The following is a 22,198-nucleotide window of genomic DNA, read 5'->3' as shown; positions in this document are numbered from 1 at the left end:
TGGTGCTGGGTTCCGGATAGGCACCCATTAACGTTGACGCTGAGACCCTGGAGTACCCCCTTCTCTCCAGAGCTTGCTCAAGGGTAAAACCGACCAGCTTTTGGCGCAGAGAAAATTTAGCCGATCGTTAAGCTAACCTGAGTTCGGGTTAAGCCGATGGAGGAAGAGCGAAGTCAAGATTGAGGGAAGGCTTCTTGGGCTGATGGCAGTAGGCAATCAAGCCACAGATGACATTGACCATGAAGTTGGTAGGGCTGCGATGCCTGGAATGCTCAATCTGGGAGATGTTCTTGAGCTGGTCAATGACGGTTTCGACAATGGCGCGCTTGCGGGCCAGTAACTTGTCGGTGAGCCGCATCAAGTGGTTTGTCATGTTGCGCCTGGGTTTGGCAAAGAACTCGATGCCACAGGTCTCAAAGAGGCGTTCTGCCAGTGCTTTGGAGACATAGCCCCGGTCAGCAAAGACCTTGCCATAGAGGCCTTGAAGCAAGTCACAGGCGGGCTTGCGGTCGTCGGTATTGCCCGGCGTGATTTGGATGTTGAGCAACTCCCCTTGGTCATTAACCACCAGGTGGAGCTTGAAGCCAAAGAACCAGTCAACTGAGGTTTTGCCCCGAGCCGCCAGGCCGCGAAACACCTTGTGGCGTCGAATCCGACGGTTGTGGCACACCTTGAGGCTGCTGCTATCGATAAAGCTGATGCCGCTACAAGCGCCAAAACAGTGCTTCAGGTACACGCATAAGGGCAGCAGAGCCGACGGCATCCACTCCACAAAGCGGTGATAGCTGACCAGGCCAGGAAAGGCCTCTCGCCAGTGCACGCAGACATGCTTGTTGTAGAACGCCTTGAAGTTGCGATAGTGCTGCTGGTGGAAGCACACCAAGATTGTCATCACCTCGCTTAAGCTCAGCGATCGCTGGCGCTGACGGTGTTGAACGCCTTCACCCAGCAGCATCTGGTGCCATTTCGGCTCGAACTGACAGCAGAAATCATCAATGTGGCAAAACAGCTCTTCTAGACTATCCATAGGGGGGCCTGCTGAATCATTTACGTGATATAGCCATAGTCACGTTGGTTAGGACATCCAGGAACCCTATGACCGTTCAAACGTTTGAACGGTCATAGGAGACATGTCTTAACCAGACTGGCTACAGCTATATCAGCTTACAGAGCCCCTCCTTTCCTTATCCCGAACTCAGGTTAAGCTAGAAAACCCTCCGTTTAGGCCAAAATCCAGGTCTCCCTCAGCGACTGGTCGATCGCTCAAAACCTATGCAGGCGTCTATGTAGGCGCAGTCGCCCAGTGCCCACTGCCCTAGACAAGCCTCGCCAGACTGCAATACCGCCGCCACAATCTCAAAAACCTTTGCAGATGCCGTCGGTTAACCGGCTGCATCTATTGACTCAATTGGCCTTGCAGTTGACGATATCGCCATAGTCAATCGGGTTGAGACATGTTGAGACATTCATAAGCCTGAGAAACATTTGAGCGTTCAAACGTTCTTAGGGAAACTGTCCTCCCCAGACTGGCTACAGCTAGACAAGCGGAGTGTTCCCATCAGGCTGATTTTGAGTTGAAGAGCTCAAGTCTCTGGTGAAATACCTCACCCAGCCTAATTTATCTCACCTTAAACCCCTTGCGAAGCAACCCTTCCAGGGCTTTTTTGCGCTTCCAAGCTAAGATGTCACAAGAATGTCATTTTCTTGAATTAAGATGTAGGTATTTTCGCAATTCAAGAGATTCAATTATTGTTGGAAGCCCATCTATTTGCAGCTTAAAAAAACTTCTTAATTTCTAAGCTTGTTTGCGCGTAAATGCGGATTGCCTTGGCAATCATTCACGTGCAGAATAAGTTGTATCTGAATCAATGAGTCCAGGGCAACATCGTTTTAGGTGTTGAATTAGGTTTTATTTTGCCACCTATCTATCAGGCTAATCGACTAAATTCGAGACCTCTTTTCGTCCTGTTGCTTATTCTAAATAAGGCTGAAAGCTAACTCTATAAACTTATATTGAGAAGGCCTTTTCAGATATCTTAGATACCCCTTGTTTACTTTCTCTTTAAGTGCGGGCAACCTGCAAATGAAGGTAAGTAAAAGGGCTATTCGGTTAAAGCTGTATTATGGAGAATCCTTTAATATGACTAACGCTACCCTGACAGAAACTCAGCTCCGCTCTGAATTGGGCGACTTCAACAGCATCATCTGTTTTAGAGCATTGATAACTGGCCTAGAAGAGGCTCTTGGAGAAAAAGCTGCATTGATTTCTGCTATTGCAGCAGGGCGCATACGCGGCAAAAATCTAGTGGCTGAGCTAGGTTTAGCTGGTCAGAAGCCTGCTTTAGAGGAAGCGACAGCCGCAATGAGCCAAGCGCTCGGAAAAGAGGGAACTCGGCTTTGTATTATTGACAAAATTGAAGCAACCGATAGTGGCTACCGAGTTTATTGCCGCGAAACAGTCTGCTCCGCCGGTGAACCACAAGGGTCATCGCGCACCCTGTCATTTACGCTAGGTGCTGTTCAAGGAGCATTAGAAACCATGATGGGACAACGGCTTCGCGGCACTCAAGTTGAATCTGTATTGAGGGGTGGTCAATACGATGTCATAGAACTAAATCTCCGTTAGCCTCTAACGCGCCTTCTCTTGAGTTTGTAGAACTTAAGCTTTAAGCTGGACTTCAATATTCACTCTGTAAAGTCAACATTTATATCTTTTAAGGATGTCAAATCATGATCAATTCAGAAAAGCTCGGCCACATTTTGCAGAACTTCGTTGCTGGCTTGAGCGAAATTCAGGGAGCTGCTATTGTCACACCAGATGGTCTATCACTGTCTTCAGCTTTGCCCCCTGGAATGGACGAAGAACGAGTGGCAGCAATGTCAGCAGCAATGCTCTCACTGGGCGAACGGATTGGTAGTGAACTATCCCGTGGCAGCATCGAGCGGGTTCTAATTGAAGGTGAACAGGGCTATAGCATTCTAATGGACTGTGGTCAAGATGCTCTGCTACTAGTACTTGCCCACAAATCAGCAAAGCAGGGGATTCTTCAACTAGAAATTAAGCGTATTGTAGCTGAGCTAAAGTTAATTTTTAACTAGTGCTGAGTCGGCGTATTTTACAAGCCCATCGATTCAACTTAAAGGTTTGAATGTTTTGGGCTTAAGCTAATTTTGAGTTTAGAGGATGTTTGTAAAGTCCCTAAAGATTCAGTTTTTTGGATGGTTGAGGCAAGAAATCTGTCTCTTTGCGTGTGCTGAACAGCTTATTGTGGCCAAATACTCTTTCCAAACGTCCTCTTTCAACCCGACCTGCTTTTAATTTGATCGATTTCAAGCTTGGTCGTTACCAATTTTAAACAAAACGGGTAACCGCAATGGAAGTTCTACGTTTAGTCGTCACTGGACCGGTTGGAGCAGGAAAGTCCACTTTTGTCCGTTCGATTAGTGAGATTCAAGTGGTGGACACTGATCGTCAGGCCACTGATGAGACCGCCCAACTTAAGCAAAAAACGACAGTTGCCTTAGACTTTGGACGACTAAAGTTCAACAAAGATATGGTGTTACATATCTATGGCACACCTGGACAAACTCGATTTGACTTTATGTGGGATTTGCTGATTCATAAAGCTGATGCCTATATATTGCTAGTCCCTGCGGATCGTCCGGCAGAACTTCGCAACGCCAGAGTGATTAGCAACTTCATGCAACAGCGAACCAAAGCCCCTATGATTGTTGGGTTTACACATATGGATTGCCCTGGAGCCTGGGGCGCAAAAGACATGGCTATTGCCCTGGGATATGGGCGTGTTGATATTAAGAGGCCCCCCATTATTCGCGTTGATCCTACAAACAAATCCTCCGTCGCCCAAGCTACCATAAAATTGGTTGAGCAATTTTCCCAAAATTTAATGTTGAAGCGATAAATAATTTTCAGGACGATTGAAATTATGGTAGTTAGCGGGAAGTTATCCAATTTTTCATTGCCAGAAGTTTTGCAGCTTGTGGAGGAGGGCAACAAAAGCGGATTGCTAACGGTGCGCGCGCTTCCTAATGCAGCCGACTCTTCTCAAGACCATTTTATTTGGCTTAAACAGGGGCGCATTGTTGCCGCAGCCAACCGCAATGACTACCACGGATTAGCTCATCTAATCGCTCGTCGTCAGCTGCTTTCGAAAGCTCAACTTCTAGGGCTAATTCAAAAGTGCCCAGCTCGCACACCCTTCGGTGTTTATCTCAGATCTCAAGAGTTGTTGACAAAAGAGCAGTTGCAGGGCTTGTTCTCTACACAAGTTATTCAAGAAATTTGTGTTTTATTTGAGCTTCCCGATGGTACTTTTCACTTCACCAATGATGTCCAAATGCCTTACTTAGAAATGGTGGGGGCGAGTGTTCCAGCAACTGAAGTCACCTTGCCAGGTTTACGCAGTTTGCGAAATTGGTCCGCGCTGAAAGATAAATTGCCTAACCTGAACTCAGGCTTGCTCAGTACAACGGATGGAAAACCTCAGGCGCGGCTAACTCGTCAGGAATGGAGTGTTTGGGGCTTTGCCAACGGCAAGATTCCTCTGAGTGAAATTGCTCAGCGTCTGAAATTGCAAGCTGAACCTATCCGCTGCACTGCCTTTCGCCTAATGCTAACAGGGCTGGTGGAGGAGATACCGGTAGCAAATTCGGGTCCAGCTAAAATTAAGGAAGATTCCCGAATTGGTTCAGCAGCATCTAATCTGCCAAGCGCAGATTTTTTGACTCAAATGATCAGCTTTTTAAAGCAGCAGTGCTGATAGGCTATGGGTGAGAGGCGATAGTCTAGCAGTTCACGAAGGTTTCACCTGGCCCTTCTATTTTTTTGTGAGCCTGGCTAAGGAATTGGCATTTAGGTCTTCAACGGCGGCGGCTACCCTGCGCCCTTCATTGGCATGCCTAGGTTTGCTCTAAACTAAAAACTCTATCTGCTGAGGTTGAGGTAGAGGCTTAGGTAAGCCGCGATGTATTCGTTTCTTATCTGGCATCGAGCCAAGCAATCTGGCTTCTCTGTTAGTATCTAGAGCTCAACAACACGGTGCAGTATCTATATAAAGGAGACACAATGACTACCCTTCTAGAACAAGCCTTTCAAGCAGCACAAAAACTTCCCGGCGATCTATAAAACAAACTTGCCCAACAATTGCTAGACGACGTCCAGAGTGAACTGCTCTGGCAAAAGACCTTATCAGCCTCAGATGTGGATCAGACATTCTCACCAGCATGGCTTTAGCAGCCCTTGCTGAAGACGACGCTGGCGAAACCGAAGAGAAGGGCTTTGCGAAGACTAATGAAATAGTCGAGAACCCATGACTTCCGAAAGCTTTTTCTCAACCTGCCCCAACGGGTTAGAGAAACCGCTAGGAAAGACTACAAACTGTGGAAGAATAACTCATCCCACCCAAGCCTTGAGGTTAAGTAGATCAACGCCAGGGATAATCTGTGGTCGGTCAGAGTAGGTATTGGCTGGCGAGCTTTAGGCATTATGAAGGTAAAAGAGGACAAAATTGTCTGGTTTTGGATTGGTTTCCATGCCGAGTACGATAAGTTACTCGGGAAGAAATAAGCATTGCTAGCCAGCGGTTACGATTGAAGATATTCTCCTGCTGTTTCTCAGCGAAATCTAAAAAACCTCGTGCTCCTTGTGGTACTAGGTGACTAACCAGAAAGCGGATTTTTGGAGGCGTAACAATAATCTCTGGCTTCCCAGCGAAGCAATCTGCTTTCTTTAGGCGGCGGATTGTCCTTCTAAAGATAATGATGCGATGGGTAGAGAGCTGGCTTCAAGTTTAGATAAATCAACCACCTGACTGGCCTGATCGATATCTAGGCCCACCAGACGCCCCTCTGCATCAAAATCCAGCACAATGCCGTTTGGCACTTCTTGGGAGTCCATACTGGGCTGATCTAACAAGCCGATATAGAGCGAATCGGTTTCAGGATAGTAGTGAAACTTCATGGCTGAGGCCCCTTTAAACTGATCGCTGGATATAGGGGCGTCTAGCAAGAACTTGCTCACCAAAGTACCGAGTTGTTTTCACCTGATGACCCAAATCATCTTTTTTGTGTTGGCCTATCCAGCGGTGACTAATGCCTGAATGGGTTCCCCCGTCAGGCTAAAGGGGCGCACTTCGGTAATTTTAACCTGCACCAGCTCGCCCTTCAGGGCCGCAAAATCGCCCGCAAAGAAAGCCAGGCGGTTGCCGCGAGTGCGGCCCATCACCTGGGAGGGGTCTTTGGGATTGATGGCTTCGACCAGCACTTCTTCGGTGCGGCCCGCATAGCGTTGGGAGCGTTCGGCGGCTTTGGTATTCACCAAATGGTTGAGGCGCTGGAGGCGATCGCTCTTCACCTCCTCGCTCAGCTGGTTTTCCCACAGGGCCGCCGGGGTGCCGGGGCGGGGCGAGTAGGCCGCCGTGTTGAGCTGGTCGAAGGCGATGTCGTTGACCAGCTCCATGGTGCGCTGAAACTGCTCCTCGGTTTCGCCGGGGAAGCCGACGATCGCATCGGCGCTGATTGCCGCGTCGGGCATGTAGCGGCGCACGGTGTCGATAATGCGGCGATACTTCTCGTGGGTGTAGCCCCGCGCCATGGCTTTCAGTACATCGTTGTCGCCCGACTGAAAGGGAATGTGGAAATGCTCGCACACCTTGGGCAATTCGGCGCAGGCGCGAACCAGCCGCTCGGTAAAGTAGCGGGGGTGGCTGGTGGCAAAGCGAATGCGCTGGATGCCGGGCACATCGTGGACGAAGTACAGCAGGTCGGTGAAGGTGTGCTGGTGCCTGCCGTCGGCGGTGGAACCGGGCAGGTCGCGCCCGTAGGCGTCGATGTTTTGGCCCAGCAGCGTCACTTCTTTGAAGCCCTGGCGGCCCAGTTCCTCCATTTCGGCGCGGATGGCCTCTGGGGTGCGCGACTGCTCGACGCCGCGCACCCCCGGCACCACGCAGTAGGTGCAGCGCTCGTTGCAGCCGTAGATTACGTTCACCCAGGCGGTAATGGTGCTGTCGCGCCGGGGCTTGGTGATGTCTTCCATAATGTCCACCTCTTCGGTGGCCACCACCTGGTTGCCGTCGAACACCTGCTCCAGCAAATCTTGCAGGCGGTTGGCATGCTGCGGCCCCATCACCAAATCCAGCTCGGGCACCCGACGCAGCAGGGCCTCGCCCTCCTGCTGGGCGACGCACCCGGCCACAATCAGCGTCAGGTCGGGGTTTTCGTGCTTGCGCTTGGCCTGGCGACCCAGGTACGAGTAGACTTTTTGCTCGGCGTTGTCGCGAATGGTGCAGGTGTTGTAGAGCACCACATCGGCATCGTAGGGGTCGTCGGTCCAGGTCAGGCCCATGGTGTCGAGAATGCCGCCCATCCGCTCGGAGTCGGCCTTGTTCATCTGGCAGCCGAAGGTGGTGATGTGATATTGACGAGCAGAACCGGCCATAGGTCTGGGTATAGCAACAACGCAGCTTCCTATTTTAGCGCTATGGCTCTGCATCACCGGAGTTAATGGCTAAATTCGTCCAGTCATACCAATCGTCGATACGATCGCCCAAAAAAGGCACAGGTTATTCACCCGTGCCTCTCTCGACTTTTAATGTTGCCTGGCCCAAAGCGTTGGCTCTAAAGACTCACTAGCTCCGAAGAGTCACCCTCCAACCAGGCTATCCTTGGCTGCTTAAGGCCTAGTTACCAAAGGCATCTTTAACGTTGTCAATGGCGTTTTCGATGGCGTTTTTGGTGTTGTCAACGGCGTCTTGGGTGCGGCTGGCGTCTTTATCGGCCCGCTCTTGAATGCGATCGGCATCGCGCTTGGCTTTGTCTGCGATCGCACTGTTGCTGTCGGTGGCGCGATCGACCTTGCGGGCATTGTCGGAGGCCGCTTGCTTAACGGTATCTCTGGCGTCGCGAACAAAGCCCTTGGTGCGTCCGGCGTCTTTGCTGGCTTTGCCCTGAGCTTCGCTACCCACGTCTGCCGCTGCAATCAGCGTGCTGTGCGTAGGGGCGGCCATGGCCGAGAGGTTGGCAGCAAATGCGCCCTGCCACAGCAGCGCCACGGCCATGACGCCCATTAGGGCTTTGGCCATCCAGCGGCCTGCAATCGCCAGCGACTCGGTCAAAGAATTTAGCATCATAGAATACAGTCTCAACGAAATTAGTACTCTATTTGTACTCGGCTGAGCGCTCTAGCCGAATCAGCCCTAGGGGGTGGGTCTTCTCTATCGCAAGGCGTTGATTGGGTTTGGCACTCAGCATCAGCGCCTTACCAAAATTCAGCAATGGGTATGGTTTGGCTGCCCATAGCTTTGTGCCTACCTTGATTGACCAGGGCGCTGCTGTCTAAGAAATAAAACGAGATAACCTTTAAGGTATTTCTCAGCACATTGCTGGGCGTGGTAACAGACAATATCCAGCAAAGGAGTGGTTGTATTGAGCAGAAGCTCAGCTGCTTGTAGACCAGCTTCTGCTTTGGCAAACCAGGCTTCAGGCAGGTTGCTTTTGGCGTTCATAGAGCACAATTCCTTCGGTGAGCACCTGGTGGGCAAAGCTGCCGGGTACCTGTTCCCAATCTTTGAGTGCCTGGGCTGAGCGAACCACAACGTCAATGGGGTCGGCATAGTCTTGGCCTAGCATTTTGAGGATAGGCGCACTGCGCTGGCCCCGTGGGGGTAGGGTTGCCATAACGATAAGGAGGTCTAAATCGCTGTGGTCGTGGACTTCACCACGGGCGTAGCTGCCAAAGAGGATGATTTTCTCTGGGCTGAAGCGATCGGCTATGCGATCGGCAATTTGTTGAATGGTGGTTTGGGTGAGCATATCAGTATGATATCTACTGATCGCAGCTACGGCAGTGGGGGCACTGATGGCGGTGGGGGAAGGGGCGATCGCCCCACAGCAGCCGGTTAGTCGAGCTATCAAATTGACCAGTTTTCAAATAATAGATCTGCTATTTGCTCAAAGTCTGAGGTATTTCGGGTCAGAAGAGTTGCCCGGCGAGAAATTGCGATCGCCGCAATTTTGAGATCCATGGTGCCTAGGCGAGGGTAAGCTTTTCGTAACCGTCGGTATGCTTGGGCGGCAGGTTCGTCAAAGGGCATGATGGCGATTGCAGTGTAGTCAAGGGCCAGTTGTTGCAGCCAGTGATAGGCAGAAACCTGCTCTTCAACTGTTTTTGCCCCAGCGACAACCCGCAGCCGCCCTCTGAGTTGTTCTTCGTAGGTGATGACGGTGACAGCTACTTCGGCTCCTGCGATGGCAGCCAGTCTTTGTAAAATGCGTTGACCTGCCAAGTTCTTGCGCTGAATAAAACTGAGGTGATCAGTATCGAGGATGTACATGCTGCAGCAGGTTACCTAGTCAGCGCTCTTGCGCCAGTCTTGCCCAAAGCTGGTCGCAGCATCAAAGGTCGGATCGTGTTCAAAGCTGCCTGCGATCTGTAGCCACCAGGGGGCGGGCTTTTGCAGAAGGCTAGACAACACCTGTTTGAGCTGTGCCAGTTCTGCCTCTAGGGCCGCAACTCGGGCTTCGAGGTGCTGAGAGCGCTCTTCGAGTTGTTGGGAGGTCATGGCAGCAGGCAGTGTAGAAACTTGCGCCTATTATAGCGATCGCAGGCTCTTGCTTTCGCAAATCGCCTCAATGCAACCTGCTGAACTGTACTGGTTTTTAGGAGGATTAGGCTAACTTAAGCAGCTTAAATTTAATGGTGGGTAATGCCTACTCTACTTATTAAAGATGGCATTCCTTAAATCTCATCCTCATTTTGCTCCAGCAGCTTTGAGTATTTGTACTACTTGATCGTGTTGACGAGATTCTGATGCTACTTCTTGCGTATCTAAATCTCGCATTCTGCAAGCTTCACTAGTAGCGAGTATTAGAGGGCTCTCATCCTCGAACTCATTCATGTTATTGGGATCAGCTCCCATGGCCAATAACTCTTTTACAATGAAAGGCCATCCACCACAAGATGCACCCCGCAAAGCATCATTAGCCTGCTGTTGACTGAGTTGATCCCACGATGCGCCAGCTGCTAGCAATGCTTTTACCTGCTCTGGAGTACCAAATCTAGCAGCCGTATAAAGAGCTGGCCATGTTTCTCCATCAATCTTACTAGTATAGATATATCGTGGGTTTGCTCCATTGCGCAACAGAAAAGTAGTCACTTCCGAAGTTCCAAGAGTAGATTCATGAAGAGCAACGTCCTTTGTAGCTTGACTAGGCCCAACGGCTACTATGGCTTGTACAACTTCAAAATTACCTCTACTAGCAGCCACGGATAGAGCACTATTTCCTACTTTATTGGTCGTATCAGGACTAATGCCTGCTGCTAACATAGCTTTAACAGTGGCTATGTCTCCTTCCTGAGAAGCAGTAACAAACTTCTCGGGATCAACAGCAGTGCTTTCAGATGGTTCTTCAAATTCTTGTGGTTCTACTTTCGTTACTACCTCTGGTACCGTGGCTTGAGTCTCTTCCTGAGCAATTGTGGGTTGTGTATTTTTAGGTTGTTGTACAAGGAGGGCTAAAAACCAAATTCCACTAAAAATTGATGCACATATTTTGCTAGATCTAGGCCATTTGCTCATCCAGGTAAGCGGAATGCCTACGGGAGGAAAAAGTACCAATAGGCTAATAATCAGCCAGTTTTTTTGATGCCAAGATTTTGGCGTCTCGTTGCTAGCTAGAACTTTTACAGTGGCCTTAGATGCTGGTAACGAGCTATCAGCGATGGACAACGATTCTGCTGGCGTTTTTCTCGGTAAGTCCCACCGTTGGGACCAGGCATCAGCTTTTCCTATGGCTCTTGCCGTAACTACAACCTGATCAAAACCGCTGGGGTTGATGCTAGCTAATCCCCTCTGAATGGTTGGTAGCAGTGCCTTATCGGGTGCTTCTTTGCCACGCACTACTACCTTGAGGAGTGAACCTGAGCTAGTCACCCGAACCGTTACTCCCTTCGACTCAAAGGATTTGTTCATGAGACCTTCGAGCGCTTTGATATCCCCTGCTTTTGCAGCGGCTTTGAGAGAGTCCGTCATGGGGGGCACCGAGTAAACCTATTCACTATTTCGTTCAGGATGCCCAATTTCAGGAATCTTCACGGTTCTAGAGCGTCCTATCACCAGTAGTATGCATATCTACGAATCCGAGATCATGTCGCCCAAGTACAGCTTCACGAAATCTTCGGCAGCTTGAGGATTCAGGCTTTTCAAGGCTTCAACAATTTCTACTACCGTATCTGCTGACGGGTCTCTGTCACCCTTTACCCAGCGGTAGACCGTCGTGCGTTCAACTCCCATTGCCTTTGCCAGACCGTACTGAGTAAGGTCGTGCGTCTCCAAAACTTGCTTGAGCACATTGCCTGCTTTTCCCATACCCCGATGATCTCAGAGCCTTGCAGGTAACGAAAGGGTTCCGAACGGTTGACATCCAGTTGGCATATTATTAGGCTTGGTAAATTCACATTGCTGTATTCCCTATGCCTCAAGCATTTATTCCCTCAGCGCTGGCTGACCCAGCACTGCAAGTCACTATCGAACCCGCTGCCGAGCCGGGGCGGGAGGTCATTCGCATATTGGTTATCGGCCCGGCCCACGGCGTCGATCGCATCGTCCACGAACTCTATCGCCTTGGCTTTGCCGAAGTGCGCGAGGGTCGCAAGCCCCAGCCCACCGGGCGCATCGACGAAATCATGCGCGTGCTCACCCGCTACGTGCTGGTCGAGTAGCACAGCGTAGCCCATGCCACCCCTGCTCTGACCTGATCTCAGTCACCCTTTAGAATTGAGGGCTGAACCGCAATTTCTGACTTGTCTGGCCAGATGACTGTTTAGCCCTTGCCCAGGAGAACGTTAACCCATGTCTCAGCCCAACCCCAAGGCCGTTGTGCTGCTCTCCGGTGGTCTCGACTCGGCCACTGCTGCCGCCCAGGCGATCGCCGATGGCTACGACCTGGTAGCGCTGTCGTTTAACTACGGCCAGCGGCACCAGCGCGAGCTAGAGGCGGCGCGGGCGATCGCGGCTCACCTGGCGATCGCAGACCACCACTTCATCGATGTCAACCTGGCCCAGTGGGGGGCGTCTTCGCTCACCGATCTGGCCCAGCCGCTGCCCCAGGAGGGTATCGAGGCGGGCATTCCCTCCACCTACGTGCCGGGGCGCAATACGGTGTTCATTGCCCTGGCCCTGGCCCTGGCCGAGGCCAAGCAGGCCGAGGCGGTGTATTTGGGCATCAATGCGGTCGATTATTCCGGCTACCCCGACTGTCGGCCCGAGTATCTGGCGGCGTTTCAACAGCTGGCGCAGCTTTCGTCCAAGGCGGGGCTAGAGGGCCACGCGCCCAAGCTGATTGCGCCCCTGGTGATGGATTCTAAGGTGGATATTGTGCGTCGGGCCGTGGCGCTGAGGGTGCCGATCGCGCAAACCTGGTCGTGCTACCAGGGCGGGGCCGAACCCTGCGGACGATGTGATTCTTGCCGGATTCGCGATCGCGCCCTGATCGACGCGGGCTACCCCGAGCTGGCGACTCAGCCGTAGTTTGGCCTGGCGATCGCAAGGGGGTAGGGGGGCTAGGGAGCCAGGGGAGTTGGCGCGGGTGGCTTGATTTCCAGCAGCATTAGTGCCAGTAGCCCCTGCTCGGTGGGTCGATGGCAGCGGTGGAGATGATGCCCTAGGGCCAATCCAAGATCATCCTGTGGATTTCCTGAACTTCTGCCCGGGCGGGTCTTTCCCGGCATAGTTCAATAAGCTTTGGTTTTCTGACGGTGCTCGCAGAGTAATGTGGCACAGTGTAATAAGCTTCACCATAGCCACTGCCCACAATTCAGGGGTAACGCCCCACTTAACCCCTCCGTACCCCGCCTATGCCCTGGTCACGAATAATTAGCGGATTAGTTGCCATCGTGGTGGCCCTCACCATGATTGGCTTGGGGGGCTGGTACTTTACCCTGGGCTTCGGGGTCATTATTTTGCTGGGCCAGCTCGAAATTTTTGCCCTGGTGAAGGCCAAGGGCATTTTGCCAGCGACCAAAACGACGCTGGTCGTGAGCCAGCTGGTGCTGATTACGGCCCACCTGTCCCCTACCCTGGCCGATGCGCTGCTGCCCATTAGCGGCACCTTTATCTGCTTTTACCTCCTGTTTCAGCCCCAGGTGGCCACTATTGCCGATGTAGCGGCCTCCATTTTGGGCCTGTTCTACGGCGGCTACCTGCCCAGCTTTTGGGTGCGCCTGCGCGACCTGGGCGATGCGGGTGTGGCTCTGCCCCTGGGCGGCTACTGGCCCGAAACCTGGCCTCCGGCTCTGGAGGCGCTGCCCTACGGGCTGGTGGTGACGCTGCTGGCCTTTGCCTGCATTTGGGCCGCCGACATTGGGGCCTATACCGCCGGAAAAATCATTGGCCGCACCCCGCTCTCCAACATTAGCCCCAAGAAAACCGTAGAGGGGGCGGCTTTTGGCATGCTGGGCAGCATGGTGGTGGCGCTGGTGGGCAGCTACTGGTTACAGTGGCCCCTCTGGCCCGCCACCGGAGCGGCCCTGGGCCTGATGGTCGGCACCTCCAGCCTGCTGGGCGACCTGACCGAATCGCTGATGAAACGAGATGCCGGGGTGAAAGACTCTGGCGCTCTCATCCCCGGCCACGGCGGCATTTTAGACCGCACCGACAGCTATGTGTTTACGGGCGCGCTGGTGTACTTCTTCGTCACCCTGCTGCTGCCCAGGCTGCCTGGGGCTTAGCGGCACCGCATTTCCCAAAAGCTCAGCTCTTGACGAATGCGATCGCGCTCCTGGGGCTGCGCAAACCGCAGCTGATGGCGCAACTCACCAATTACCTGACGCCGCTCACTGGCAGATTTGTTCTCCATGACCAATTTCCTTAGAAAAACTGTAGCTATAACTACAGTTTAATGAATAAATCTCCAAAATGCCCTTCCCTTACAATTCTTTGGACGAGGTTATTCCTGACAATAGCCACCTTCAGCTATTCAGAATCCGCGCGATCGCCTCAAGTATTCGTAGGGTAACCTCAGCTCGGGATAACGCCGTCCCCTCCTTTGGAGGGGTGCTCGGAGGGCGGGGTGGGTCAAAACGGCTACAGCAATTACCCGACTGAATACGGTGAAATTCCACCGCTAGCCCCGGAAAACCCACCCCTGCCCCTCCCTGGAGGGGATAGCAAACCTGCTTTTGCAGAGAATTTCTTTAGCCCGAACTCAGGTTAGGGTGGGTTAGGCGGCTCTCGTCTCTGCCTTCACCCCAAAACCTTGCGCTCCGCCGTAACCCGCCGCCCCCCATCACGCGCAACTCGATGCGGAAAAACTGGTTTCTGGCGCAGCAACTCCCAATCTGTAACTGCTGTAGCCTATACCGCCACTGTGTTTGAGGTTTTGGGATCGCTCAGCTGCGTCGTAATCAGCGCCGCCGCCAGCACAAACAGGCTCGACACCCACAGGCACCCCACCAGCCCAAACCACTGGTAAACCAAACCCGAGGCAATCGTGCCCAGCAGCCGCCCGCCCGAGTTGGCCATGTAGTAAAAGCCCACATTCAGGCTCACATCCTGGTCTTCGGTGTAGGCCAGCACCAGGTACGAGTGCACCGCCGAGTTAAACGCAAACACCACGCCAAACACAATTAAGCCGCCCGTCACCGCAATGTCGCCCCGCACTCCCGCCATTAGCGTCAGGGCAATCAGCGCCGGAATGGCCGTCAATATCGAGGTCCAAAACAGAATGGTTTTTGCCCGAGGCGCCACTTTGCCGGTGCGATCTTGGCGCAGCAGTTGCGGGGCCAAAAACTGCACGATGCCATAGCCGATTACCCAGATGGCCATATAGCTGCCCACCTGCATAAACTGCCAGCCCAGCACCTCGTATAAAAACACCGGCAGCGCCACCACAAACCACACATCCCGCGAGCCAAACAAAAAGAACCGCGCCGCCGACAGCACGTTGATCTCCTTGCTCTTGGCAAACAGCTGCCGAAAGGGCACTTTTTTGCCGATCTTGCCCATGTCGGCGGGCAGCAGCGTCCCAGACAGCACAATCACCCCAAGCACTGCCGCCTGAAGCCACAGCGCCGGACGAAAGCCGATCCATTCCAGCAGCGCCGCCCCCACGAAAAAGCCCACGCCCTTGAGCGCATTCTTGGACCCGGTCAGCACCGCCACCCAACGAAACAGCCGCGACGCCGCTTCCTTGGGCACCACCAGGCGAATGGCGCTCTTGGCACTCATTTTGGTCAGATCCTTGGCGATGCCCGAAAACGCCTGGGCCACCATCACAAATCCCACCTGCACCGGCACCGCCCACCCTGGGTTGAGAAAGCTCAGCAGCACCAGGGCAAAAATTTGCAGCGCAATGCCGCCGTAGAGGGTCATCCGTAGGCCCACCTGGGAGCCAATCCAGCCGCCGAGAAAGTTGGTCACCACGCCAAACACTTCGTAGAAGAGAAACAGCATGGCGATCGCAAACGGTCTGTAGCCCAGCACGTGAAAGTGCAGCAGCACCAGCATCCGCAGCGCACCATCGGTAACCGTGAAGCCCCAGTAGGCGGCGGTGATGATGGCGTAGTTGCGCAGGCTGGCGGTGGCGGGGGAGGTGGTCATGGGGAGGTGAAGGGTGGATGGGTAGGTGGGTGGGCGGGTAGGAAGGTTACCGTCCCCTCCTGGGAGGGGTGCCCGGAGGGTGGGGTGGGTCTCGGAGGCTGCGTCAACCCACCCCTACCCCTCCCAGGAGGGGATTTGGAAGGAGGGGCTACAAGCTCTGCGCCACCTTGCGGGCGAGTTCGGCCATGCGGCAGGAGTAGCCCCACTCGTTGTCGTACCAGGCCAGGATTTTGACCTGGGTATTATCCACCACCATGGTGGAGAGGGCGTCGATGATGGAGGAGCGGGAATCATCTTTGTAGTCCACCGACACCAGGGGCCGGGTTTCGTAGCCAAGAATGCCTTGCAGAGGGCCGTCGGCGGCGGTCTTGAGCAGCTGGTTGACTTCTTCGATGGCGGTGGGGCGATTGACTTCGAAGACGCAGTCGGTCAGCGACGCATTTAGCAGGGGCACCCGCACGGCCAGGCCGTTGAGCTTGCCCTCAAGTTCGGGGTAGATGAGGGTAATGGCCGTGGCCGACCCCGTTGTGGTTGGAATCAGCGACATTCCGGTGGCGCGGGCGCGGCGCAGGTCCTGGTGGGGGGCATCGACAAGGGTCTGGGTGTTGGTCTGGTTGTGGATGGTGGTGACCACCCCGTGGCGAATGCCCAGCCCTTCGTGGATGACTTTGACCACCGGGGCCAGGCAGTTGGTGGTGCAGGAAGCCGCTGTGAGCAGGTGGTGCTCGGCTGGGTCGTAGAGATGGTCGTTGATGCCGTAGACCACGTTGAGCGCGCTCGCTTTGACCGGGGCGGCGACAATGACCTTTTTAACGCCCCGGTCGTAGTAGGGGGCCAGGGATGCTGCGGTGCGAAACTTTCCGGAGCATTCCAGCACCAGGTCTACGCCGTAGTCGGCCCAGGGCACCTCGCCGGGGGTGGCCCCAGCGCTGACGGTGAGGGGGGTGCCGTCAATGGCGATTTTGTTGGGGCCGGCGGCCTCTACCTCGGCGGCCCAGCGACCGTGAACCGAGTCGAACTTGAGCAGGTGTGCCGCTGCATCAGAGCCGCCTTTAACCTCGTTGATGTGCACAAACTCTAGCTCGGGGAACCCCCAGCCCGCCCGCAGCACTAGCCGCCCAATGCGGCCAAACCCATTGATGGCAACTCTGACCATAGACCCCCCGGCGCGATCGCGCTCAGTAACAGGCACGCCAAGCTGCCGCCGGAAGCTGAAACTATCCGCCTAGCAAACTCGTCATTTCAAAAAAAGTTGATGTTTTTATTGTTTCAAGAAATCTTGATTTGTCAAGTTGTCCTGGCTACATTGCGCCGTCGCTCGGCGCTCGTCCCTGGTGGGGGGCGCCCGGTCGGGGCAGCGGGCTACGATAGAGGCGATCAAAATTGTCAAAATCGTCAGCAATGGTCCGCGCTGCTTGGCCAGGAGGGATGGAGCCAGGGTGCAATGAATGGCAAAATCAAAGGGGTTTAAGGCGCTGCTGAGGTCGCCATGGTGCCGCCGCCATTGTGAACCACCGCTAAACTCAACGGCTAAACGGTTGTCATCGCTGTCTACCAGTGCCAGACTCGTGGCGCTGGGGGTAGGTCATCTACATGAGTTCTCGTGTAATTTCTATCTAAACTAACCCTATGGATACTCAATCTAAAATTTATGTGGCTGGCTCTCGGGGGCTGGCGGGCAGTGCCATCGTGCGGGCGCTCAAAGCCAAGGGCTACGAGAATCTGGTGCAGCGCACCAGCCAGGAGCTAGACCTGCGCAATCAGGCTGCTGTCGACGACTTTTTTGCCACCGAAAAACCTGAATACATTTTTGTGGCAGCGGCGCGGGTCGGCGGCATCCATGCCAACAATACCTATCGGGCCGAGTTTCTCTACGACAACTTGATGATCGAGGCCAACATCATCCACAGCGCCTACCGCCACGAAGCGCAAAAGCTGCTGTTTTTGGGGTCTTCCTGCATTTATCCCAAGCTCTGCCCCCAGCCGATGAAAGAGGAGCACCTGCTGACGGGGTTTTTGGAGCAGACCAACGAGCCCTACGCGATCGCCAAAATTGCCGGCCTCAAGCTCTGCGAAAACTACTGCCGCCAGTACGGGGTCAACTTCATCTCGGCCATGCCCACCAACCTCTACGGCATCAACGACAACTTTGATCTGGCCAATTCCCACGTGCTGCCCGCGCTGATGCGCAAGTTCCACGAAGCCAAGATCAATGGCGATCCTGCCGTTACGGTGTGGGGTACCGGCACCCCCCTGCGCGAGTTTTTGTACGTCGATGATCTGGCCGACGCCCTGATTTTTTTAATGAACCACTACAACGAAATCGAATTCGTCAACGTGGGCACCGGGCAGGAAATTTCGATCAAAGAACTGGCGCTGACCATCAAAGCGGTGGTGGGCTACGAAGGGGATCTGGTGTTTGACGCCACCAAACCCGACGGTACCCCCCGCAAGCTGATGGACAACTCCCGCATTGCCGCCGCCGGGTGGCAGCCCAAAACCGATCTCAAGACCGGTCTGGAGGAAACCTACGATTGGTTCTTGCAGAGTTACGACTCTCTGCGCGGACGTGAAGCAGCTTAGGGATTAGCCCCGGGTGTAATGCCCCGACGGAGTACAAATGGTATTAGCTGGGGCTGCTGGCCGGTTGGTCTAGCGGCCCTGTGGCTGGATGGACAGGGGTGAAGGAGGATCAGACAGGGTTGCACTTACCGCTGCGAATCAGCCCCACTCGCCGGGCGATCGCCTCATCTTGGGTGGCGTAGGGACCCCACATGGGGCGCTGATCCTGAAGCTGTTCACGGCTGACTCCCTCGGCGGTTAGCACCTGGCAGCTGCCGTCTTCCCCTTGAACCACGTACCAGCCCTCATTTCTTTCTAGCATTGCCACTCCCAAACCACTCATAGTGCTAACCTATTAAACTCGGTTTTGTCCCAAGTTAGGGGAGTGGCCTGATATCAGTAGCAAAAGCGTTCGTTGCTGTTGGCGGTGGTGTGACCTGTGCCCTTGCGCATAGCTCCAATCATCGTAGAAACCACAACGCAGCGGTGGGTGGTTTTGCGATCGGACATGGCCACCGTCACCGTGCCCAGCTGGCCCTGCACATTGCCGTACATGTCAAATTTGGCGTAGTAGACACCACCGGATGCCACCAGCGTATTGTCGATATCGGCAAAGCCAACGCCATCTACTAGGGGTTGCCAATTCGTCACCTGGCTGGCCAAGGTCGATTCGGGATGGCTGGCCCATTCAATTCGCCCGTTGCGCTCGCGAAGACTACAGCGACGGCTCTGGTGCTGCTGCATAGCGTCGGTTTGGGTAACCCTGAGGGCCTGATAAACCATATCCTGGGTGATATTGATCTTGCGCTGCTGCCAAAAACTAAAAAAAGACGGCGCGGCGATCGCCGCCAGCAGCCCCATAATCGCCACCACAATCAATCCTTCAATCAGCGTAAAACCAGCGGGTTGAGCCTGCGGGTCAGACAGTCGCGCGGACTGTCGCGAGAGGTGAGCCATAGCGTCGATGCACAAATCTTAATGCGGTCAAGATGCCCACCCACAAGGGGCCGCAGGCGATCGCTCAGCCAACATCGGTCATTGTGCCGAGCTATGTCCGAGAAGGCTGACACATAGCCTAAACCCGGCAAAGTCGGTAAGCTGGCTAAGGTACTGCAATAGCCTCGCCGATTGAGCTGCTTCTACTTTTCTTTCTGCTTTGAAGTGGCTTTGCCAACGGGGCAGTTTTGCCCCGGCTAGGCGTTGGTGTTATTTAACTTTCTAAAGGAGACTTTGCCCGTGGATGTTAGAGCCGCCGTTGCCCTTGGCCCTGGCCAACCCCTCAGTATTGAAACCGTTAAGCTCGAAGGGCCGCGCGAGGGCGAAGTGCTGGTCGAAATCAAAGCCACCGGCATTTGCCACACCGATGCCTATACCCTGTCGGGCAAAGACCCCGAAGGCCTGTTTCCGGCCGTGCTGGGCCACGAGGGGGCTGGGGTGGTCGTGGAGGTCGGCCCCGGCGTCACCAGCCTCAAACCCGGCGATCACGTGATTCCGCTGTACGTGCCCGAGTGTCGCCAGTGCGAGTACTGCCTGAGTTTTAAGACCAACCTCTGCCAGGCCATTCGCCTCACCCAGGGGCGCGGCCTCATGCCCGACGGCACCAGCCGGTTTTCCCTGGGCGGTGAGCCGCTGTTCCACTACATGGGCACCTCTACTTTTGCCAACTACACCGTAGTGCCCGAGATCTCCCTGGCCAAAATTCGATCCGACGCGCCCTTTGAAAAAGTCTGCTACATCGGCTGCGGCGTCACCACCGGCCTGGGCGCGGTAATCAACACCGCCAAGGTAGAGCCGGGGGCCAACGTGGTAGTGTTTGGCCTCGGCGGCATTGGCCTGAACGTAATTCAGGGCTGCCGCATGGTGGGGGCCAGCAAAATCATTGGTGTGGACATTAACCCCGCCCGGCGCGAAATGGCCGAAAAATTTGGCATGACCCATTTTGTTAACCCCAAGGAGGTGGAGGGCGACCTGGTGCCCTACCTAGTGGATCTGACCGGGGGCGGAGCCGACTACAGCTTTGAGTGCGTGGGCAACGTCAACCTCATGCGTCAGGCGCTGGAGTGCTGCCACAAGGGCTGGGGCGTCAGCGTCATTGTCGGCGTGGCGGCGGCGGGCGAAGAAATTAGTACCCGCCCCTTTCAGCTGGTGACCGGGCGCGAATGGAAGGGAACCGCCTTTGGTGGGGCCAGGGGACGCACCGATGTACCCAAAATCGTCGATTGGTATATGGACGGCAAGATCAATATTGACGACCTGATCACCCACGTCATGCCGCTCGATGAGATCAACACCGCCTTCGACCTGATGCACCGGGGCGAGAGCATCCGCAGCGTGGTGACGTTTTAGGGAGACACGGTGAGCGGTTCACGGTGCACGACCTACCGTAAACCCCAAGCCGCAAACCGTAAACCGCTCACCGTAGATCGTAGACCCGACACCCAAAGCCCCAAACCTCTCCCCTATCTCCCGCTATGCCCCTCACCCTCCACAATCAACACACCTGCTTTGGCGGCACCGTAGGCTACTACAGCCACCCCTCGATCGCATGCCACTGCGACATGCGGTTTGCGGTGTTTGTGCCGCCCCAGGCCCAGGCTGGCCCGGTACCGGTGCTGTTTTACCTGTCGGGCCTTACCTGCACCGAAGACAATTTCACCAGCAAGGCGGGGGCGCAGCGCTATGCGGCCGAACACGGACTCATGCTGGTGGCCCCAGACACCAGCCCTCGCGGCGAGGCGGTGCCCGATGAGGCCGACGCCTGGGACTTTGGCAAAGGGGCTGGGTTTTATGTGGATGCGACGGTGGCGCCCTGGAGCACTCACTACAACATGTACAGCTACGTGGTGAAAGAACTGCCGGAGCTGATTGCCCATGAGTTTCCGATAAACCGCGATCGCATGGGCATTTTCGGCCACTCCATGGGGGGCCACGGGGCGCTGGTGTGCGGGCTGCGCAACCCCGACCTGTTCAAGTCGATCTCGGCCTTTGCGCCGATCGCCGCCCCCTCCCATTGCCCCTGGGGGCAGAAGGCGTTTGCGGGCTACCTGGGTGCCGACACCGCCCCATGGCAGGACTACGATGCCACCGAACTGGTCAAAACCGCTGCCCAGCCGAGGCGCACCATCTTGATCGACCAGGGCACCGCCGACCCCTTTTTGAAGCAAAATCAATTGCTGCCGGACCTCTTCGCCGCCGCCTGCAAAGCGGCCGGGCAACCCCTGAACCTGCGCATGCAGCCGGAGTACGATCACAGCTACTTTTTTATGGCTTCCTTTATGGCCGACCACCTGCGCCACCATGCCGATGTGCTAACAAGGGGATAGGCTAGGGAAGACTATCCAGGCCAAGTTGCGATCGTTTAATCAGGAGACTCCGCTATGGTGAGATATTGTGCTGCTGCCCTAATCATGCTGCTGGCATGGCTCGTTCCAGGCACCGCCTGGGCCAGCTCTGCACCCTCGTTGGTTGCCCAGGCCCCCACAGTTGAGGTGGTTGAAGTGACCAAGGCGGCGATCAGCGATAGCGATATTCCTCTGTTTGCTAAGGCCTATCAAACGGTGCAAACCCTGCGCATGCAGGCCGAGCAGGAGATGGCCGAGGCGGTTGAAGACGAAGGGCTGAGCATTGAGCGGTTTAACGCGATCGCCGAAACCCAGATCGGCAGCGCGGCCCAGGGCGACGACCCGGCCAAAGCGGCCGCCAAGGCGAAGTTCTCAAAAAAAGAAGACAAGCAGTTTAAAGCTGCCGTAGACCGCATTATTGCGATTCGCCAGAGCACCGAAGGGGAAATGGAAAAGGTCATTGAAGCCGATGGCCTCTCGGTAGACACCTTTAACGCCATTCTGGAACAGTCTGCCGACGATACCGACCTGCAGCGGAAAATCAGCGATGAGATTGTGAAGCAAACTCTGGCTGCCTCAGAAGCTGCCTCCTAAAAACGACTGGGGGGAGCGCCAGGATGTACCCTCGGCGGCGACCCTCAGGAGTAGTTATTTCAGGTTTTATGAGGTTATGTAAACCTC

The 22,198-nt window shown here is 54.8% G+C and carries 26 protein-coding genes and 1 pseudogene; 12 read left to right on the top strand and 15 right to left on the bottom strand.

Going from position 1 to position 22,198, the window contains the following annotated elements; translation table 11 throughout:
• Positions 1 to 148: 148 nt before the first annotated feature.
• Positions 149 to 1,027, bottom strand: coding sequence for an IS982 family transposase (locus LEPTO7104_RS0128010; RefSeq protein ID WP_017296738.1), 879 nt, complete (start codon positions 1,025 to 1,027; stop codon positions 149 to 151).
• 1,113 nt (positions 1,028 to 2,140) lie between these two features.
• Here LEPTO7104_RS0128010 and LEPTO7104_RS0128005 point away from each other — a divergent pair.
• From LEPTO7104_RS0128005 to LEPTO7104_RS43830, 5 genes and pseudogenes are all read left to right on the top strand, one after another.
• The gene (locus tag LEPTO7104_RS0128005; protein ID WP_026073156.1) at positions 2,141 to 2,626 is read left to right on the top strand and encodes a hypothetical protein; all 486 of its coding nucleotides are present in this window, start codon (positions 2,141 to 2,143) and stop codon (positions 2,624 to 2,626) included.
• A gap of 101 nt (positions 2,627 to 2,727) precedes the next feature.
• Positions 2,728 to 3,099 carry a roadblock/LC7 domain-containing protein gene (locus LEPTO7104_RS0128000; protein ID WP_026073155.1) on the top strand — a complete coding sequence of 124 codons (372 nt, stop codon included), beginning with the start codon at positions 2,728 to 2,730 and terminating at the stop codon, positions 3,097 to 3,099.
• 275 nt (positions 3,100 to 3,374) lie between these two features.
• Positions 3,375 to 3,923, top strand: coding sequence for a GTP-binding protein (locus LEPTO7104_RS0127995; protein WP_017301904.1), 549 nt, complete (start codon positions 3,375 to 3,377; stop codon positions 3,921 to 3,923).
• 24 nt (positions 3,924 to 3,947) lie between these two features.
• Complete coding sequence (locus LEPTO7104_RS0127990) at positions 3,948 to 4,781, top strand: DUF4388 domain-containing protein (protein ID WP_017301903.1); 834 nt, start codon at positions 3,948 to 3,950, stop codon at positions 4,779 to 4,781.
• A gap of 575 nt (positions 4,782 to 5,356) precedes the next feature.
• Positions 5,357 to 5,587, top strand: a pseudogene (locus tag LEPTO7104_RS43830) (ParE family toxin-like protein).
• A 162-nt stretch (positions 5,588 to 5,749) separates the two neighbouring features.
• On the opposite strand, the gene LEPTO7104_RS0127975 reads toward LEPTO7104_RS43830, so the two are convergent.
• The 9 genes from LEPTO7104_RS0127975 to LEPTO7104_RS0127940 all read right to left on the bottom strand — a co-directional run bounded on the left by LEPTO7104_RS0127975 (position 5,750) and on the right by LEPTO7104_RS0127940 (position 11,384).
• Complete coding sequence (locus LEPTO7104_RS0127975) at positions 5,750 to 5,980, bottom strand: DUF2283 domain-containing protein (protein WP_026073154.1); 231 nt, start codon at positions 5,978 to 5,980, stop codon at positions 5,750 to 5,752.
• A 114-nt stretch (positions 5,981 to 6,094) separates the two neighbouring features.
• Positions 6,095 to 7,456, bottom strand: a complete 1,362-nt coding sequence (gene miaB, locus LEPTO7104_RS0127970; protein ID WP_026073153.1) for a tRNA (N6-isopentenyl adenosine(37)-C2)-methylthiotransferase MiaB — start codon at positions 7,454 to 7,456, stop codon at positions 6,095 to 6,097.
• Positions 7,457 to 7,697: 241 nt separating this feature from the next.
• Positions 7,698 to 8,147: a hypothetical protein gene (locus LEPTO7104_RS0127965; protein WP_017301899.1), complete on the bottom strand. Its 450-nt coding sequence runs from the start codon at positions 8,145 to 8,147 to the stop codon at positions 7,698 to 7,700.
• 177 nt (positions 8,148 to 8,324) lie between these two features.
• On the bottom strand, positions 8,325 to 8,522 hold the full coding sequence (locus LEPTO7104_RS40540) for a HEPN domain-containing protein (protein ID WP_071527339.1): 198 nt from the start codon (positions 8,520 to 8,522) through the stop codon (positions 8,325 to 8,327).
• Entirely contained in the window at positions 8,497 to 8,931 is a 435-nt protein-coding gene (locus LEPTO7104_RS0127955; RefSeq protein ID WP_155523822.1) for a nucleotidyltransferase domain-containing protein, read from the bottom strand. The genes LEPTO7104_RS40540 and LEPTO7104_RS0127955 overlap by 26 nt, the downstream gene beginning before the upstream one ends.
• On the bottom strand, positions 8,928 to 9,350 hold the full coding sequence (locus LEPTO7104_RS0127950) for a type II toxin-antitoxin system VapC family toxin (protein WP_017301896.1): 423 nt from the start codon (positions 9,348 to 9,350) through the stop codon (positions 8,928 to 8,930). Before LEPTO7104_RS0127950 ends, LEPTO7104_RS0127955 begins: the two co-directional genes overlap by 4 nt.
• Before the next feature lie 15 nt (positions 9,351 to 9,365).
• Complete coding sequence (locus tag LEPTO7104_RS0127945) at positions 9,366 to 9,578, bottom strand: hypothetical protein (RefSeq protein WP_017301895.1); 213 nt, start codon at positions 9,576 to 9,578, stop codon at positions 9,366 to 9,368.
• A gap of 189 nt (positions 9,579 to 9,767) precedes the next feature.
• Complete coding sequence (locus tag LEPTO7104_RS40535; RefSeq protein ID WP_155523821.1) at positions 9,768 to 11,048, bottom strand: ankyrin repeat domain-containing protein; 1,281 nt, start codon at positions 11,046 to 11,048, stop codon at positions 9,768 to 9,770.
• Positions 11,049 to 11,147: 99 nt separating this feature from the next.
• Entirely contained in the window at positions 11,148 to 11,384 is a 237-nt protein-coding gene (locus tag LEPTO7104_RS0127940) for a helix-turn-helix transcriptional regulator (protein ID WP_017301894.1), read from the bottom strand.
• A gap of 104 nt (positions 11,385 to 11,488) precedes the next feature.
• On the opposite strand from LEPTO7104_RS0127940, the gene LEPTO7104_RS0127935 reads away from it, so the two are divergent.
• From LEPTO7104_RS0127935 to LEPTO7104_RS0127925, 3 genes are all read left to right on the top strand, one after another.
• A complete protein-coding gene (locus LEPTO7104_RS0127935) occupies positions 11,489 to 11,737 on the top strand; it encodes a hypothetical protein (protein WP_017301893.1) in 249 nt (82 codons plus the stop codon).
• Positions 11,738 to 11,867: 130 nt separating this feature from the next.
• A complete protein-coding gene (gene queC, locus LEPTO7104_RS0127930; protein WP_017301892.1) occupies positions 11,868 to 12,545 on the top strand; it encodes a 7-cyano-7-deazaguanine synthase QueC in 678 nt (225 codons plus the stop codon).
• Positions 12,546 to 12,871: 326 nt separating this feature from the next.
• Positions 12,872 to 13,744: a phosphatidate cytidylyltransferase gene (locus LEPTO7104_RS0127925; protein WP_026073152.1), complete on the top strand. Its 873-nt coding sequence runs from the start codon at positions 12,872 to 12,874 to the stop codon at positions 13,742 to 13,744.
• Here the strand turns inward: LEPTO7104_RS0127925 and LEPTO7104_RS42570 are convergent.
• The 3 genes from LEPTO7104_RS42570 to LEPTO7104_RS0127910 all read right to left on the bottom strand — a co-directional run bounded on the left by LEPTO7104_RS42570 (position 13,741) and on the right by LEPTO7104_RS0127910 (position 16,770).
• Positions 13,741 to 13,872, bottom strand: a complete 132-nt coding sequence (locus LEPTO7104_RS42570) for a hypothetical protein (RefSeq protein ID WP_017301890.1) — start codon at positions 13,870 to 13,872, stop codon at positions 13,741 to 13,743. The two genes, LEPTO7104_RS0127925 and LEPTO7104_RS42570, sit on opposite strands and share 4 nt — an antisense overlap.
• Before the next feature lie 497 nt (positions 13,873 to 14,369).
• Positions 14,370 to 15,614 (bottom strand): organoarsenical effux MFS transporter ArsJ, encoded by a 1,245-nt coding sequence (gene arsJ / locus LEPTO7104_RS0127915; RefSeq protein ID WP_017301889.1) that lies wholly within the window; start codon positions 15,612 to 15,614, stop codon positions 14,370 to 14,372.
• A 148-nt stretch (positions 15,615 to 15,762) separates the two neighbouring features.
• Positions 15,763 to 16,770 (bottom strand): ArsJ-associated glyceraldehyde-3-phosphate dehydrogenase, encoded by a 1,008-nt coding sequence (locus tag LEPTO7104_RS0127910; RefSeq protein ID WP_026073151.1) that lies wholly within the window; start codon positions 16,768 to 16,770, stop codon positions 15,763 to 15,765.
• Between the two features lie 473 nt (positions 16,771 to 17,243).
• Here LEPTO7104_RS0127910 and fcl point away from each other — a divergent pair, with 473 nt between their 5' ends.
• Positions 17,244 to 18,197, top strand: a complete 954-nt coding sequence (gene fcl, locus LEPTO7104_RS0127905; protein WP_017301887.1) for a GDP-L-fucose synthase — start codon at positions 17,244 to 17,246, stop codon at positions 18,195 to 18,197.
• Between the two features lie 109 nt (positions 18,198 to 18,306).
• Here the strand turns inward: fcl and LEPTO7104_RS0127900 are convergent, their stop codons facing one another.
• Together LEPTO7104_RS0127900 and LEPTO7104_RS0127895 are read right to left on the bottom strand one after the other, a co-directional pair.
• Positions 18,307 to 18,498: a hypothetical protein gene (locus LEPTO7104_RS0127900; protein WP_017301886.1), complete on the bottom strand. Its 192-nt coding sequence runs from the start codon at positions 18,496 to 18,498 to the stop codon at positions 18,307 to 18,309.
• 74 nt (positions 18,499 to 18,572) lie between these two features.
• Positions 18,573 to 19,133, bottom strand: a complete 561-nt coding sequence (locus LEPTO7104_RS0127895; RefSeq protein ID WP_017301885.1) for a pilus assembly FimT family protein — start codon at positions 19,131 to 19,133, stop codon at positions 18,573 to 18,575.
• A 279-nt stretch (positions 19,134 to 19,412) separates the two neighbouring features.
• Between LEPTO7104_RS0127895 and LEPTO7104_RS0127890 the strand changes: the two genes are divergently transcribed.
• From LEPTO7104_RS0127890 to LEPTO7104_RS0127880, 3 genes are all read left to right on the top strand, one after another.
• Entirely contained in the window at positions 19,413 to 20,522 is a 1,110-nt protein-coding gene (locus LEPTO7104_RS0127890) for an S-(hydroxymethyl)glutathione dehydrogenase/class III alcohol dehydrogenase (RefSeq protein WP_017301884.1), read from the top strand.
• A gap of 125 nt (positions 20,523 to 20,647) precedes the next feature.
• Positions 20,648 to 21,499 (top strand): S-formylglutathione hydrolase, encoded by an 852-nt coding sequence (gene fghA / locus LEPTO7104_RS0127885; protein WP_017301883.1) that lies wholly within the window; start codon positions 20,648 to 20,650, stop codon positions 21,497 to 21,499.
• Positions 21,500 to 21,553: 54 nt separating this feature from the next.
• Positions 21,554 to 22,111, top strand: coding sequence for a DUF4168 domain-containing protein (locus LEPTO7104_RS0127880; protein ID WP_083887154.1), 558 nt, complete (start codon positions 21,554 to 21,556; stop codon positions 22,109 to 22,111).
• The last annotated feature ends 87 nt before the right edge of the window (positions 22,112 to 22,198 follow it).

This window comes from Nodosilinea nodulosa PCC 7104 (assembly GCF_000309385.1).
GTDB classification, from domain to species: domain Bacteria; phylum Cyanobacteriota; class Cyanobacteriia; order Phormidesmidales; family Phormidesmidaceae; genus Nodosilinea; species Nodosilinea nodulosa.
The sequence above is the reverse complement of the archived record's forward strand: the minus strand, read 5'-3'. Positions and strand labels throughout refer to the sequence as shown.